Raw genomic sequence first — 14,512 nt, 5'->3', positions numbered from 1 at the left:
GGGGAAGGGCGAGGGTCTTCGTGGCGGGCACCGTGACCGTGCGCGGCGTGCGGTAGCCGTACATGCCCCTGGACCCGAACACGACGACATCGACGTCGTACGTCCCGGGCACGAGGTTCGTGAGCTCGTAGCGCCCCGTGGTCGAGATGTCCGAGTCATCCACCTGGATACGCGAGCCGGGGCCCAGCGCCATGACTGATCCCGACGTCGCCCCCGCGACGGTCCCGGTCAGCGTCACGGTCCGCTTGGCCGGCTTGAGGGTCCCGGCCGAGACCCACGCACCCGTCTTCGCCTTGACGGTCTTCGTGACGTACCGGTGCCGGCCCTCGTCGACGACCGCGAGCGTGTACGTGCCCTTCGGCAGGCCCTGCAGCGTCACCTTCTCCTCGCCGGCACCGGTTCGGTACGACGAGGTCTGGCCCACGGTCTTCCCGCTCGCGTCCACCGCCGTCACGCTGATGAGCCCCGTGCCCGCGTGAGCGACCGTCGCCTTGATCGACGCCCCGACCGCGAGCGTGCGGTTGACCGTACGCGTCGTCCCCGAGGAGACCTTGGCCGTGGTGCTCGTCGTGCGGTACTTGGCGGCCGTCGTGGACGAGCCGGACGCGCCGCTGTACTCGACCTCGTACGTCCCCGCCTTCAGTCCGCGGAACTCGTACCGTCCCTTCGTGCTCGTCATCGTGCTCGTCACCGAGTCACCCCTGACCGCGTAGACCGCGACCCCGGGAACGGCCTTGCCGGACGCGTTGGTCACCGTCCCGGCGAGGACCGCGGGGGTGGAGACCGTCGAGCTCACGCGCGTCGTCGTGCCGGGTGCGGCCGTCAGGGAGACGGCGGAGCCCGCGGCGTTCGTGGCCCCGGTCCACCAGCGGGGCTGCACCTTGTACCTGCCGGGCACGACCTGTGTGAACGTGAACGTCGTGGAGGTGGTGCCGTACGAGCTGCACTCCTCGGAGACGAGCGAGCCGTCGAGACGCAGCAGCCGGGCGCACGCGACCGCTCGCGACGCGGTGTAGCGCACCGTCGCGTACCCGGGCACGCGCGTCGTCGGCAGGGTCACCGTGCCGCCGTCAGCCACGATCGGCGCGAGCTGCAGGTAGCTCAGGGCGGTGGCCCCGTCGGCGCCCACGACGAGCTCGTCCACGTGCTCAGACGTCCCCGAGTGCACGCGCAGGTAGACCTTGGCGCCCGGCGCCGTCTCGGCGTCGACGGAGAACGTCCCGTCCGAGTTCACCCACTCGCTGCTCACGACCATGGTGTCGGGCGCCAGGTGCGCGGTCGACGACGCGACGAGCACCTCCACCCGACTCGCGTGCGCGCCAGTCCCCTGCAGCACCGCGGTACCGGTGAAGGACGTGGTGACGGTCGTGGCCGCGGCGGCCGGGACGGCCAGGCCTGCGGCGACGAGCGCCGTGGTGAGAGCGAGAGCGAGACGAGATCGGCGTCGCACCGGGACTCCGTTTCCGTGAGGGGAGAGGCGAGAGGAACGTATCGACCACGCCCGCAGCTCCATCCGGGACTGGGCCCGACTTCACCCATTCGGCCGAGGAGGCCTCGTCGGCCATCGCAGTCCTAGGTCACGGCCCTCGTCGCGCCCTCCTCGTCAGAGCCCGCCGGCGACCTCGCCGAGCGTGACGCTGCGCAGGTCGGACGCCGACCGGATCGTCGTCGGGGACTTCACCGGGAAGTAGTACGGCGTGCTCCACTCGAAGAAGTACTGCGTGTGGACCACGCTCTTCGACCAACCCTGCCCCGGCCAGAGGGTGCAGCCGCGGCCGGTCGACGAGCTGAAGCCGCAGTGCCAGAACTCGTCACCGCGGCGGCCCACCGCGACCCCCTGGATGGGCGTGCCCCGGAAAGAGAACCTCGTGGTCACCTCGGAGCGGGTGCGCACGACGGTCGTCGCCTTGGCGAGGTCGACCGTCGTCGTCCCCGTGCCGACGGTGACGGTGACGCGCTTGCCCTCGTAGTCACCGGAGCCGGTGGACGCCCGGACCTGAGCGACGTACGTCCCCGGGACCAGTCCGGAGATCGTGTACGTGCTCGCTCCCCACCCGACCTGGGCGCCGCCCGCCCAGCCCACGCCCTTGGCGTACTCGAGGGAGATGTCCCGCTTCCCGGACCCCGCGACCTTGCCCGTGAGCGTGGCGGGGGCCTGCGTGGGCTTGAGCGAACCGAGCGTGCTGACCTTCCCGGCCGCGACCACGAAGGAGCGGCGCAGCCACGTGCCCGAGTCGTTCTGCACGACCGCCGAGTACGACCCGGGCTTGAGTCCCCGCACGACGACGGTCGGGGCGGCACCGGACTCGGCCCAGCCCGAGGACTCGGCGACGTACGCACCCGTGGCGTCGAAAACCCGCAGGTAGACGTTGGTCTCGCTGCTCGAGGGCGTGATCGTCGCGCGGACCGAGCCACCGAGCGCCATCGTCCGGTTCAGCTTGACGGTGGTGCCCGCGCCGCCGGCCTTCACGGTGGTGGTCACGGTCGCGTACTTGCGCACCGCGTCCGATGTGCCGGAGGCGCCGGAGTAGTCGACGACGTACGTGCCGGACGTGAGCCCGCGGAACCGATAGCGGCCGTTCGCGTCGGTGACGCCGCGCAGCAGCGAGCCGCTACCGGTGGTGTCGTAGCCCCAGACCGCGACGCCTCTGAGCGGGTTGCCGGAACCGTTGCGGACGACGCCCGTGATCGAGCGCGACGGCTCCATCTCCAGGTTCGCCTTCGTCGTCTCGCCGGACCGCACCTTCACGGTGAGCCGCTGCGTGGACATGACCCGGCTGTCCCAGCGCGCCGTGAGCGAGTAGCGGCCCGAGGCGAGCCCGCGGAACGTGAACGTCCTGCGCGGCGTCTGCACGCACTGCTTCGACAGCTCCTCGCCGTTGACGCGCTGCAGGATGCCGCACTGCACCGGGACGGACGTGGTCAGCGTGACCGTGCCGGTGCGCTGGAGGCGCGCGGTCGCGAGCGCGCGCTCACCCTCGGCCGCGACGACCGGGTCGACGAGTAGGTAGGTCGCCTTGGCGGCCGTGCCCGAGCCGACGTACACGTCGTGGTACTTCCCGGCGTCGTGGGACGTCGTGCGCGCCCGGACGACGAGCCGCGTGCCCTTCTCGACGTCGAGCTCGAACCGGTACCGGCCGCTCGCGTCCGGCACGGTGCTCGCGATCGACCCTCTCTCGAGCAGGCTCACGTACGTCGAGGACGGAAGGTTGAGGACGCTCACCCTGGCGACGGGCTTGCCGTCGGGGTACAGCGCCTTGCCGGTGAGCACGACGTGCACCGACGCCGCCGCGGGCTCGCCCGCGGACGCCGGCGGGAGGAGTCCTGCTGCGGCGACCACCGCCGCTGCCGTCGCCGCGAGCACACGTCCGAACCTCATCGTCCCCCCTGGGCGTCGCGGCGGGAGCACCCCGTCGGCGACGGCACGCTAGCAGCGCCGCGACCGCACGGGGGCGAGGTTGCTCCCGGCGTCACCCGGTTGCGTTGCGGGCCAGCTCGAGGGCGATCTCCTGCCACCACGCGCCCGCCGCGGGTCCGCCGTTGCACGCTCCGTCGGACTCGCCCGGCGACTTGACCCACAGCAGCGCGTCGAGCGCGGTGCCGTCGTCGACGAGGCGCGGCGCCTCGCCCAGCGCACGGCCGCGCGGGTTGCACCACTCGCCGTTGCTCCCGTTGCCGTTGCGGGACGTGTCGACGACGAACCGCAGCCCGCCGAGCGCCGCAGAGACCTGCTCGCCGTACGCGCGCGAGTCGGCGGTGGCCCAGTAGTTCGACGTGTTGAGTGCGAAGCCCGCGAGGTGCTGCGTGCCGACGAGCTCGATCCGCCGCGCCGTCTCAGCGGCCGGGTGCCAGCCCGAGTTGCCCGCGTCGAGGTAGACGCGGGCGCCGGCCTCGTCGAGCACGCGTGCCGCGTGCGCCAGGAAGCCCGCGCGGTCGCCCTGACCGTCGCAGTCCCCGAGCTGCGCGAGCGCGTCCGGCTCGAGCACGACGATCGGCGACCCCTGGATCCCGCTCGCCACGGTCTCGACCCACGCTGCGTACTCGCTCGTCTCGACGCCGCCCGCCGAGTGCAGGCCGCAGTCCCGTCCCGGGATCGCGTACAGGACGAGCACCGCGACCTGGTCGGCCTCGAGCGCGCCCGCGGTGAGCGCCGCGACCTGGTCGCGCGCGGTGGCGGCGTCGACCCAGTCGCCGATCCACGTCGCCTGCGGCTGCTGCGCGATCCGCGCGAGCAGCGCCTTCTCCTCGCCCGTCGCCGCCTGCCATGCCGCGGCGGCCTGCGAGCCCGGCGCGAGGTAGAGCGTGCCCGGCCCGGCCGCGTCGGGCGCCGGGTCCGCGGCCGACGAGGTCGTGGTCGCCTCAGGTGTCTCGGCGGCCTCGGTCGCGGGCGGAGCCGGGTCGTCCGACGACGAGGGCGGCGGGGTCGTCTTGCCGTCGGTCGCGCTGCACGCGGCGAGCAGCACGGCGAGCGCGACGAGGGCCGCTGCGCGGCGCACGGATCTCATGGCGCCTGATCCTGCCGCGGGGACGGCGGTGTCCGGGCGCAGACACGACGAAGGCGGCGAGGATGTGCTCCTCGCCGCCGTCGTGGCTGCTCAGCTCAGGTCGCGCCCGGACGGGCTCGGCCCAGCCGGGGTCAGACCAGGCCGAGGGCCAGCATCGCGTCGGCCACGCGGACGAAGCCCGCGATGTTGGCGCCCGCGACGTACGAGCCGGGCACGCCGTACTCGTCGGCCGTGGCCAGGCAGCGGTCGTGGATGTCGCCCATGATCGTGGCGAGGCGCTCCTCGGTGTGCTCGAACGACCACGAGTCACGGCTCGCGTTCTGCTGCATCTCGAGCGCGGACGTCGCCACACCACCGGCGTTGGCCGCCTTGCCGGGCGCGAACATCACGCCCGCCTCCTGCAGCAGCGTCATCGCCTTGGGCGTCGTCGGCATGTTGGCGCCCTCGGCGACGACCTTCACGCCCGACGCGACGAGGGTGCGCGCGTCGTCGTCGTCCAGCTCGTTCTGCGTGGCGCACGGCAGCGCGACGTGCGCCCCGACCTCCCACACGCGACGACCCGCGACGTACACGGCTCCGCGGCGCTCGGCGTAGTCCGAGACGCGCCCGCGCTCGACCTCGCGCACCTGGCGCAGCAGGTCGAGGTCGATGCCCTTCTCGTCGAGCACGTAGCCCGACGAGTCCGAGCACGCGACGACCTTCGCGCCGAGCTGCTGGGCCTTCTCGATCGCGTAGAGCGCGACGTTGCCCGCGCCGGAGACGACGACCCGGCGGCCGTCGAACGACTCGCCGATCGTGCCGAGCATGCGCTCGGCGAAGATGACGGTGCCGTAGCCGGTCGCCTCCTTGCGGACCAGCGAGCCGCCCCAGGTCAGGCCCTTGCCCGTGAGCACGCCCGACTCGTAGCGGTTGGTGATGCGCTTGTACTGGCCGAACAGGTAGCCGATCTCACGACCGCCCACGCCGATGTCGCCCGCGGGGACGTCGGTGTACTCGCCGATGTGGCGGTACAGCTCGGTCATGAACGACTGGCAGAAGCGCATGACCTCGCCGTCGGACTTGCCGCGCGGGTCGAAGTCCGACCCGCCCTTGCCGCCGCCGATCGGCATGCCCGTGAGCGCGTTCTTGAAGACCTGCTCGAAGCCCAGGAACTTCACGATGCCCAGGTAGACCGACGGGTGAAAGCGCAGGCCGCCCTTGTACGGGCCGAGCGCGGAGTTGAACTCGACGCGGAACCCGCGGTTGATCTGCACGTCCCCGGCGTCGTCGACCCACGGCACGCGGAAGATGATCTGCCGCTCGGGCTCGCACAGCCGCTCCAGGACGGCGGCGTCGGCGTAGTCGGGGTTGCGGACGAGGACGGGCCCGAGGCTCTCGAACACCTCGTTGACCGCCTGGTGGAACTCGCGCTCACCGGCGTTGCGCGCGAGCACTTGCTCGCGGGCGCGCTCCAGCTGCACCTGCATGATTCGGCTCCGCTCTGCTCCGCGTACCGGGTGAAGGACGCGATCAGGCTAACCACGACCGCCCCACGCCCGTGCGGGACTACCGCCCTGTGGACACCGGGGTGCCAGCACCCCGTGGCGGACGTGTCCAGTATCACGCGGGCGACCCCGGGCCACCTTCCGAGCAGACGACGAGCCCACCGACGCACGGGAGGGGCGATGCGACCGAACCCGGCACCGCCGGCCACGGTCCGGCAGCGCTCGACCACGCCCCGGGGACGGGCCAGGCGCGTGTGGGCCCTGCTCGCGGGCCTCGTCGTCGTGGCGGCGTGCGCGGGGCCGCCCGACGAGCCGACGAGCGCACCCGACGACCAGGCGTCCACCCGGAGCACTACGACCGGCGAGCCTGCGACGACGAGCACGCGCGGCGGCGAGCAGCCGCAGGAGCCGCCGGGCCGACAGCCCGTGGTCACCACCGCGCCGCCCGTGGACGGCTTCGCGACCTTCGACGGCACGGCCTCGTGCGGGTCGCTGTTCTGGAACGGCGGGCTGGTGGGCCTCGACCTCGCGGACGGGATCACGTTCCACGTCGACGAGCTCGTGATCGCCGGCGACTGGATCTGGGACCAGGACGCGTGCGGCGACCAGGCGACCGGCGCGGTGTGCGTCGACGTCGACCTGCCACCGCAGGGGTGCCGCATCTCCGCCGTGCCGCGAGACCCCGAGCACCTCGACCTGGACGCGACGATCGCGGCGCACGGGTCGCTGCGCTGCGCCGCCGAGGTGAGCGACGACGACTGCACGCACGCCGCCGAGACCATGCTCGCGTCGCCCGGCACCCCGCTCCCGCTCGTCGACGAGAGCCAGCGCGAGCAGCTGCAGACGCCGACCACCGAGCCCACCGTGGACGAGGGCCAGCCATGAGCCCCGCGCAGCGATGACCGACGAGCCGCGGCGCGGGCTGCCCCCGTGGTTCACGGTCGTGACGCAGTTCGTCGCGCCCGCGACGTTCGTCTCGGCGTTCCTCTTCTACTACGGGTACGCGTTCACACGGTCCGAGCTCTGGTACTTCGGGCTCGACGTGGACACGATCGGCCTGTCGCCGCGCGAGTTCGTCATGCGCTCGCCGAAGTCGCTGGCGGTGCCGCTCGTCGTGCTGACGACGCTGTTCGTCACCGTCGCCACGGTGCACTCGCGGCTCGAGGTGCGGGCGCGGCACCTACGCGCGACGCCGGAGGGTGCGCAGCGGCTCGCGGACCGCGCGCGGGCGGCCGTGCTCGCGGGGTCCGGCGTGCTCGGCGTGGGGGTCCTGCTCCTGCTGGCGTACGCGTGGTGGGGGTCGTGGGTGTGGCTGCCGCTGGTCGCGGCGGCGGTGATCGCGGTGGGCGCGGCGGCGACCGCGGGCGCGTTGCGCTACGTGCGGGAGCGGCCCGCCGGGGTGGTCGCCGGGCTGTGGGTGCTCGTGGTGGCCGGCGTGCTGTGGGTGGTCTCGATCACCGCGGGCTGGGCGGGGGTCGGGTTCGCGCAGCAGACCGCGCGCGAGCTCGACGAGCTCCCGCTCGTCGTGCTGGACACGACGACGCCGCTGCGCCTGTCGGACACGACGATCGCGGTCGAGGACCTGTGCGTGCACGACGACGACCCCGACGACGGCGTCACCCCGGCGCCCGACGAGGAGTGCGTGGCCGCGCAGGCGCCCCGCTGGCGGCATCGCGGGCTGCGCCTGCTGGTGCAGGGCCCCGACGCGATGTTCCTGGTCCCGTCGTCGTGGGACGCGGGTGCGACGACCGTGATGGTGCCCCGCGACCTGCCCGCGCAGTGGCAGTTCCAGTTCGTGAACCTGCCCCCCGTCGACGCCTCGTGAGCCTCCGGCACCCGTCCAGCTGACGAGATTTCCGACTTATTCGGTACCCATTTCCGACGCCGCTGCTATACCCCTCTGCCAGGTCACGAGAACCAGCGCCAAGCCCCGGCTCGCTGGTCGGCAACCCCGGTCACGACGGGGTGCTCCCGGGGGAGACCGGGCCGGCCCTTGGGGTCGGCAACCGTGACGGACGAGGAATGCGAGGGGCACCCACATGAGCACGCAGACCACGCCCCGACCCACCGTGGTGGTGGTGTCGGGCAACCCGCGCGAGGGATCGCGCACGCTGGGCGCGGCCCGGCAGGTCGCCGCGGCGATCGCGGCACACGTCGACGGGCAGGTCGCCGCACCGATCGACCTGGCCGCGTTCGCCGACGAGATCCTCGCCGCCGACCACCCCCGGGCTGACGCGGCCCGCACCGCACTGGCCGGTGCCGACGTCGCGGTCGTCGCGACGCCCGTCTACAAGGCCTCCTACACCGGGCTGCTCAAGGCGTTCCTCGACCTGTACGGGCCCGACGGCCTGGCTGGCGTCGTCGTCGTGCCGCTCGTCGTGTCCGGGACCCCCGCCCACGCGCTGGTCGGGGAGGTGCACCTGCGGCCCGTGCTCGTCGAGCTCGGCGCGGTCGTGCCGACCCGCTCGCTCGCCGTGACCGAGGCGGACCTTGCCGACCTGCCCCCCGTGGTCGACGCGTGGCTCGCGCGCGGGGGCGAGGCGCTACGGCGCTCGCTGGGTGCCGCACGGGACACCCGCACCTCGGGCGTCGAGGCCGACGAGCTCGCGGCGGTGGCCCGATGACCGCCGAGCCCGTCGTCGGGCCGCGCTCGGGGACGTCCGGCACGTCCGGCACGTCCTGCGCCGCGCCGACGCCGCGTCTGTCACCCGAGGAGTACAAGGCCGTGTTCCGCGGCCACCCCGCGGGGGTGGTCGTGGTCGCGCTGCGCGACGAGGACGGCCGGCCCGTGGGCTTCACCGCGACGTCGGTGATCTCGGTGTCCGCGCAGCCGCCGCTGCTCGCGTTCTCGCTCGCGTCGTCGTCGTCCTCCTGGCCCGCCGTCGAGCGGGCCGTCACGCTCACGCTGAGCTTCCTCGCCGACCACCAGGACGACGTCTCGGCACGGTTCGCGACGAGCGGCATCGACCGGTTCGCGGCAGGCGGCTGGAGCGCTCTGGAGACCGGCGAGCCCGTGATCGACGGCGCGCTCGCGTGGGTGCGGGGCCGGGTGGTGCAGCGCACGGCCGTCGGGTCGAGCCACCTCGTCTCGGTCGAGGCGATCTCCTCGAGCGTGCACGTCGAGCCGGAGAGCGCCCACCGCACGGGCCTGGAGGCCGCGTCGCCGCTGGTCTACCACGACCGGACCTACCACCGGATCGGCGGGCACTCCGCGATCTGACGGGTCACGCCACGCGCCTCGAGGAGGGGGCGGACGCCCTCGGCGAACCAGTACGCCTCCTCGAGGTGCGGGTAGCCGGACAGGACCAGCTCGTCGAACCCCGCCGCGTGGTACTCCCCGACCAGGTCGGCGACCTCGTCGTGGCTCCCGACCAGCGCCGTCCCGGCGCCCCCGCGCACCAGCCCCACGCCGGCCCACAGCCCGGGGTGGATCTCGAGCGCGCGTGCGTCGCGGCTGTCCGCGAGCGCGCCCGCGCCGTGCAGCGCCACCATGCGCTGCTGGCCCACCGAACCCGACGCGGACAGACCCCGCTGAGCCTGCGCGATCGACGCGGGGTCGAGGTCGTCGAGCCAGCGCTGGGCGACGTCCCACGCGTCCGACGAGCGGTCGCGCGTGATCACGTGCAGCCGCACGCCGAACCGCACGTCGCGGCCGCGCGCCGCCGCGAGCGCGCGCACCTCGTCGATCTTCGCCCGGGCCTGCGCGGGAGGCTCACCCCACGTCAGGTAGACGTCCGCGTGCGCCGCCGCCACGGGCAGCGCGGCCGACGACGAGCCCCCGAAGTAGATCTCCGGCCGCGGCTCGGGCGCGACGGGGACGGCCCCGCCCGCGACGCGGAAGTGCTCGCCGGAGTAGGAGAACGGCGAGGAGTCCCACACGCCGCGCACCACGTCGAGGAACTCGTGGCAGCGCGCGTACCGCTCGTCGTGGCCGAGCCAGTCGCCGAACCGTTGCATCTCGACCTCGTCGCCGCCCGTCACGACGTTGAGCAGCAGGCGTCCGCCGGACAGCCGCTGGAACGTCGCGGCGGTCTGCGCCGCGAGCGTCGGGGAGACCAGCCCGGGCCGGAGCGCGACGAGGAAGCGCAGGCGCTGCGTCACGGCGGCGAGCGCCGCGGTGACCACCCAGGCGTCCTCGCACCACGTGCCCGTGGGCGTCAGGACCGCGTCGTACCCGAGCGAGTCCGCGGCCTGCGCCACCTGCGTGAGGTACTCCAGGCTCGGCGCGCGGTAGCCCGCGGCGTGCCCGCGCGAGTCCTTGGCGTGGAAGCCCCCGAGGATGCCCCGCGCGTCGCCCGAGGTCGGCAGGAACCAGTGCACCCCTGACAGCGGCGGCCGGCTCGCGGACGCGGGCGACGCGGGAGCGTCCGTCACTTCGCGGTGAAGCCGGCCGCGCGGCGCTCGTCGGACTCGGACCACAGGGTCGTGGTGACCTCGGCCCTGACCGCGGGGACGACCTCCTCGGCGAACCGACGCAGCACGTCGGCCTGGTGGTCGGGCGGGAGCAGGTGGTTGACCGAGACCGACTGCAGGTCGTGCTGGTACGTCCGGTGGTAGTCGAGGATCTTCTCGACCACCCGCTCGGGCGATCCGACCAGCGCCGGGCCGCGCTCCACGGCCTCCTCGACCGTCGTGAAGCTCGACCCGACGCCCACGTGCTGCGGGCCGTAGCCGCGCCTGCGCTGCGCCGCGAGCTGGCCCTCGAAGATCGGCCGGAACTGCTCGACCGCCCGCTCGGTGGTGTCCGCGAGGTACAGGCCGCCCGAGCCGGAGCCGACGAACGCGTACGCCGGGTCGTGGCCGTGCGCCTCGTACTGCTCGCGGTACCGGTCGATCAGCGCGCGATAGCTCTCGCGCGGCTGCAATGCGTTCGCCGAGACGATCGGGTCGCCGTGGCGCGCCGCGAGGTCGACCGCGAACTGCGAGGTCGCCGACCCGTGCCAGATCCGGAACGGGCCGGAGAACGGCCGCGGCAGGGTCGTCGCGTCCTCCAGGCGGTGCCGGTGCACGCCCTCCCAGGTCACGTCCTCCTCGCTGAGCAGCAGGCGCAGGAGCTCGTAGTTCTCTTGCAGGTACTCGTACTGCTTTCCCAGGTCGAGGCCGAGCAGCGGGTACTGCAGCACCTCGTTGCCCTTGCCGATGACGATCTCGAGCCGCCCGCGACTGAGCTGGTCGACGGTCGCGAGGTCCTCGGCGACGCGGATCGGGTCGAGCAGCGACAGGACCGTGACGCCCGTCGACAGCAGGATCCGCTCGGTGCGCGCCGCGATCGCACCGAGGATCACCGTGGGGGCCGACGAGAGCACCTCGCCGGCGTGCCGCTCCCCCACGGCGAACGAGTCGAACCCGAGCTCCTCGGCGAGCACCGCGGTCTCGACGACGCGGTTGAGCCGGTCGGACGGCGGGACCGCCTCACCCGTGACGGGGTGCGGCGGGTTGAAGACGATGTCGAGGACCTGGAAACGCACGGATGCTCCTGCGGGTGGGTGTGGGGGCCGGTGGGGTCAGGCGGCGGGCTCGTCGGCCACGGCGGGCTCGTCGGCCCGTGCGGCCGCGGCGGCGCGCGCGTCCCGCTCGGCGACGCCCTCGCGGACCAGCGGGATGACGTAGCGACCGAAGTCGATCGCGTCGTCGAGCAGGTCGTAACCGCGCGCGGAGATCACGCGCACGCCGAGGTCGTAGTAGGCGAGCAGCGCCTGTGCGACGTCCTCGGGCGTCCCGACGAGCGCGTTCGAGTTCCCCGCGCCGCCCGTGGCCTTGGCGGTCGCCGTCCACAGCACGTCGTCGTACCGCTCGCCTGCCGCGGCGATCGCGAGCAGGCGCTGAGACCCGGCGTTCTCGGGCGAGGTGATCGGGTGCCGGCGGCTCAGCGTCCCGCCCGCGGCGGCCTTGCGCGCCTCGATGCGGTCGAGGACCCGGTGGGCCTTCTCCCAGGCCAGCTCGGTGGTGGGCGCGACGATCGGCCGGAAGGCGGCGTGGATGCGCGGCGGCGTCGTGCGGCCGACCGCGGCGGCCTCGGCGTGCACCCGCTCGATCTGCTCGCGCGTGCGGTCCAGCGGCTCCCCCCACACCGCGTAGATGTCCGCCTCCGCGGCGCCCACGCGGTACGCCGCGTCCGACGAGCCGCCGAAGGAGATCGTCGGCGTGCGCCCCTCGAACGGCTTGGTGTCCAGCACGAAGTCGTCGAAGTCGTAGAACGGGCCGTGGTGGTCGAACGGCTCGTCGCTGGCCCACGCCTGCTTGACGACCTGGATGTACTCCTGCGTGCGCGCGTAGCGCTCGTCCTTGGTCAGCGTGTCGCCCTCGCGCCGCTGCTCGTGGTCGTTGCCGCCCGTGATGAAGTGCACCGACAGCCGACCGCCCGAGAGCTGGTCGAGCGTCGCGAACGTCTTGGCCGCGTACGTCGGGTAGGACACGTTCGGCCGGTGCGCGAGCAGCAGCTCGATGTCCGGCACGCGTGCGGCGACGTGGGCGGCGAGCGCTGCGGGCTCGGGTCCCGACGAGCCGTACGCGAACAGCACGCGCGTCCAGCCGTTGTCGGCGTGCGCGCGCACGAGGCGTTCCAGGTAGCCGAGGTCGAACGGTCGCGTGCTGCGCGCGCTCGTCTCCGACTGGTCGTTGGTCGTGGCGATGCCGAGGAACTCGACGGGCATGGTGGGTCTCCTTGTGTGGTCAGCGCGCCGCGAGCTCGAGCCCGGTCGACGCGGTCGGGGTGGCAGAGGTCGGGGTGGTGACGTCCGCGGTGGCGGTGGTCGCGGCGAACCAGTGCTGCGCGAGGAGCTCGAACGAGCGCCGCGCATCGGCCGGGTCGTGCGCCTCGGTGGTGACGAGCAGCTCGTCCGCGCCCGTGACGCGCTGGAGCGTCTCGAGCCGTGCGACGACCGTCTCCGGGTCGCCGACGATGCGGGTGTCCACGCGGTCGGCGACGAGGTCACGCTCGGCCTGCGGCCGGTCCTCCCACGACGCCACGCCCGACGGTTGCGGGTAGGCGATCGCGCCGTCGCTGCCCGTGCGGATGGACAGCACCCAGTCGGCGAACGGCCGCGCGAGGTCCCGCGCGCGCTGGGCCGTGTCGGCGACGAGGACGTCAGCGGACACGATCACGTAAGGCTCGGCGAGGACACCCGGGCGGAACGCGGCGCGGTAGGCGGCGATCGTGTCGAGCGTCGTGGCCGGGCTCACGTGGAAGTTGGCCGCGACCGGCAGCCCGAGCTCGCCCGCGACCCGGGCGCTCTCCCCCGCGCTCGACGCGAGCACCCACGGCTCCCACGACGCGCCCTCGACGGGCGGGCTCGGGTAGAGGTGCCCGTCGGCGTCGCGGTACGTGCCGGCCCGTAGCCCGAGCACGAGCTCGAGCTCGTCGCGGAACGACGACGGCGTGCGCGAGGCCCCCACGACGCGCTTGTGCGCCAGCAGCCGCTCGCGCAGCGCGGAGTCCGTGAAGTCCACGGGCGGCGCCCCGGGCACGTAGAGACCGTCGACGACGCGTGGGCCCGTGCTCGGCCGCGGCGTGGACGCGCGCACCTGCACCGGGGCGTCGTCGGCGGCGGCCGGCGGTGGCGTGAACGCGCGGCCCAGTCCGAGGTCCACGCGGTCCGGGTGCAGCGCCGCGATGGTGCCGAACTGCTCGGCGGCGATCAGCGGGCTCGTCGTGCTGAGCAGCACGGCACCGCTGCCGACGCGGATCCGCTCGGTGCGCGCGGCGACCGCAGCGGCGAGCACGGCGGGCGATGCCGACGCGACACCCGCGGCCAGGTGGTGCTCGGCGAACCACACGCGCGCGTAACCCAGCCGGTCGAGCTCGACCGCGAGGTCCACGGTGCGGCGCACCGCGTCCGCGCCCGAGCCGCCCTCGGGCACGATCGCGAGCTCGAGCACGGACAGGGGCACGCGCGGGACGGCGGGGCGGTCGGTCATCGGGATGGCTCCTTGCGGTACGGGTGACGGTCGAGGGACTGGCGGTGAGCGGACGGGCGGCGGGTCAGGGGGCGACGAGCGAGCGCGCGGCGGCGAAGCGCGCGAGCGCGAACCGCGCGAGGTCCGGCCGCACGGTCGGGGTGGCGGTCGGGGTGGCGGGCGGGCGGTCCCGCGCGAGGTCGGCGAGGTCGGCCAGGACGCGGCCGACGGCCGGCGCGAACTTGAAGCCGTGGCCCGAGAAGCCGGCGGCGACGACGACAGGCCCGCGCCGGTCGAGCACGAAGTCGTGGTCGGGCGTCGTCGTGTACGTGCAGCTCACGGGCTCGTAGGCGTCGGGGTCGAGGCCCGGCAGCCAGGTGCGCACGTAGCGGCGCAGCGCGGCGAGCTGCTCGGGCTCGGGGGTCCGGTCACGGCGGTCCGGGTCGACCCGCGGCCCGACCGCGTGGAACCCGACCTTGACGCCCTCACCGGGCGCAGCGAGCCCGTAGACGCCGCTCGGGAAGCCTGCGTCCGGCCCCGGGTCGTGCGTGAAGCTCGGCCAGGGGGCGGTGCCGGCGAGCACCGCCGGGTCGCGCGGGGCGAAGTGCGCGGGCTGCTCCTGCGTCA

General features: G+C 73.9%; 13 protein-coding genes and 1 riboswitch. Of the genes, 4 read left to right on the top strand and 9 right to left on the bottom strand.

The genetic code is table 11. The features are described from left to right. The 4 genes from CWIS_RS06190 to gdhA form a co-directional block, all read right to left on the bottom strand. Positions 1–1,450: carboxypeptidase-like regulatory domain-containing protein (locus CWIS_RS06190; RefSeq protein WP_048342374.1), on the bottom strand; the 1,450-nt coding region annotated here is incomplete at its 3' end. A 153-nt stretch (positions 1,451–1,603) separates the two neighbouring features. Further along, positions 1,604–3,379: a carboxypeptidase-like regulatory domain-containing protein gene (locus CWIS_RS06185; RefSeq protein WP_082156260.1), complete on the bottom strand. Its 1,776-nt coding sequence runs from the start codon at positions 3,377–3,379 to the stop codon at positions 1,604–1,606. A gap of 91 nt (positions 3,380–3,470) precedes the next feature. Continuing rightward, positions 3,471–4,505, bottom strand: a complete 1,035-nt coding sequence (locus tag CWIS_RS06180; RefSeq protein ID WP_048342372.1) for a glycoside hydrolase family 6 protein — start codon at positions 4,503–4,505, stop codon at positions 3,471–3,473. A gap of 131 nt (positions 4,506–4,636) precedes the next feature. Further along, positions 4,637–5,971 (bottom strand): NADP-specific glutamate dehydrogenase, encoded by a 1,335-nt coding sequence (gene gdhA / locus CWIS_RS06175; RefSeq protein WP_048342371.1) that lies wholly within the window; start codon positions 5,969–5,971, stop codon positions 4,637–4,639. 270 nt (positions 5,972–6,241) lie between these two features. Between gdhA and CWIS_RS06170 the strand changes: the two genes are divergently transcribed. The 4 genes from CWIS_RS06170 (at position 6,242) to CWIS_RS06155 (ending at position 9,209) form a co-directional block, all read left to right on the top strand. Continuing rightward, positions 6,242–6,874: a hypothetical protein gene (locus CWIS_RS06170; RefSeq protein WP_048342370.1), complete on the top strand. Its 633-nt coding sequence runs from the start codon at positions 6,242–6,244 to the stop codon at positions 6,872–6,874. A gap of 13 nt (positions 6,875–6,887) precedes the next feature. Next, positions 6,888–7,814 (top strand): hypothetical protein, encoded by a 927-nt coding sequence (locus CWIS_RS06165; RefSeq protein ID WP_048342369.1) that lies wholly within the window; start codon positions 6,888–6,890, stop codon positions 7,812–7,814. 81 nt (positions 7,815–7,895) lie between these two features. Further along, a riboswitch (SAM riboswitch) is annotated at positions 7,896–8,004 on the top strand. 24 nt (positions 8,005–8,028) lie between these two features. Continuing rightward, positions 8,029–8,613 carry an NADPH-dependent FMN reductase gene (locus tag CWIS_RS06160; RefSeq protein ID WP_048342368.1) on the top strand — a complete coding sequence of 195 codons (585 nt, stop codon included), beginning with the start codon at positions 8,029–8,031 and terminating at the stop codon, positions 8,611–8,613. After that, on the top strand, positions 8,610–9,209 hold the full coding sequence (locus tag CWIS_RS06155; RefSeq protein WP_082156259.1) for a flavin reductase family protein: 600 nt from the start codon (positions 8,610–8,612) through the stop codon (positions 9,207–9,209). The genes CWIS_RS06160 and CWIS_RS06155 overlap by 4 nt, the downstream gene beginning before the upstream one ends. Here CWIS_RS06155 and CWIS_RS06150 read toward each other — a convergent pair. The 5 genes from CWIS_RS06150 to CWIS_RS19280 all read right to left on the bottom strand — a co-directional run. Then, on the bottom strand, positions 9,176–10,309 hold the full coding sequence (locus tag CWIS_RS06150; protein WP_231583685.1) for an LLM class flavin-dependent oxidoreductase: 1,134 nt from the start codon (positions 10,307–10,309) through the stop codon (positions 9,176–9,178). The two genes, CWIS_RS06155 and CWIS_RS06150, sit on opposite strands and share 34 nt — an antisense overlap. Positions 10,310–10,359: 50 nt before the next feature. Continuing rightward, complete coding sequence (locus CWIS_RS06145; protein WP_048342367.1) at positions 10,360–11,457, bottom strand: LLM class flavin-dependent oxidoreductase; 1,098 nt, start codon at positions 11,455–11,457, stop codon at positions 10,360–10,362. Positions 11,458–11,493: 36 nt separating this feature from the next. Beyond that, complete coding sequence (locus tag CWIS_RS06140) at positions 11,494–12,642, bottom strand: LLM class flavin-dependent oxidoreductase (protein WP_048342366.1); 1,149 nt, start codon at positions 12,640–12,642, stop codon at positions 11,494–11,496. 19 nt (positions 12,643–12,661) lie between these two features. Then, positions 12,662–13,906, bottom strand: a complete 1,245-nt coding sequence (locus tag CWIS_RS06135) for an LLM class flavin-dependent oxidoreductase (protein WP_082156258.1) — start codon at positions 13,904–13,906, stop codon at positions 12,662–12,664. Positions 13,907–13,970: 64 nt separating this feature from the next. Then, positions 13,971–14,512: FAD-dependent oxidoreductase (locus CWIS_RS19280; protein ID WP_048342394.1), on the bottom strand; the 542-nt coding region annotated here is incomplete at its 5' end.

The organism is Cellulomonas sp. A375-1 (assembly GCF_001040865.1).
GTDB classification, from domain to species: domain Bacteria; phylum Actinomycetota; class Actinomycetes; order Actinomycetales; family Cellulomonadaceae; genus Cellulomonas; species Cellulomonas gelida.
The sequence above is the reverse complement of the archived record's forward strand: the minus strand, read 5'-3'. Positions and strand labels throughout refer to the sequence as shown.

Excerpts from the sequence above, each read along its gene's own strand:
- CWIS_RS06165 (WP_048342369.1), top strand. The coding sequence starts at position 6,888 with ATGACCGACGAGCCGCGGCGCGGGCTGCCCCCGTGGTTCACGGTCGTG.
- CWIS_RS06140 (WP_048342366.1), bottom strand. The coding sequence starts at position 12,642 with ATGCCCGTCGAGTTCCTCGGCATCGCCACGACCAACGACCAGTCGGAG.
- CWIS_RS06180 (WP_048342372.1), bottom strand. The coding sequence starts at position 4,505 with ATGAGATCCGTGCGCCGCGCAGCGGCCCTCGTCGCGCTCGCCGTGCTG.
- CWIS_RS06135 (WP_082156258.1), bottom strand. The coding sequence starts at position 13,906 with ATGACCGACCGCCCCGCCGTCCCGCGCGTGCCCCTGTCCGTGCTCGAG.
- CWIS_RS06155 (WP_082156259.1), top strand. The coding sequence starts at position 8,610 with ATGACCGCCGAGCCCGTCGTCGGGCCGCGCTCGGGGACGTCCGGCACG.
- gdhA (WP_048342371.1), bottom strand. The coding sequence starts at position 5,971 with ATGCAGGTGCAGCTGGAGCGCGCCCGCGAGCAAGTGCTCGCGCGCAAC.
- CWIS_RS06185 (WP_082156260.1), bottom strand. The coding sequence starts at position 3,379 with ATGAGGTTCGGACGTGTGCTCGCGGCGACGGCAGCGGCGGTGGTCGCC.
- CWIS_RS06160 (WP_048342368.1), top strand. The coding sequence starts at position 8,029 with ATGAGCACGCAGACCACGCCCCGACCCACCGTGGTGGTGGTGTCGGGC.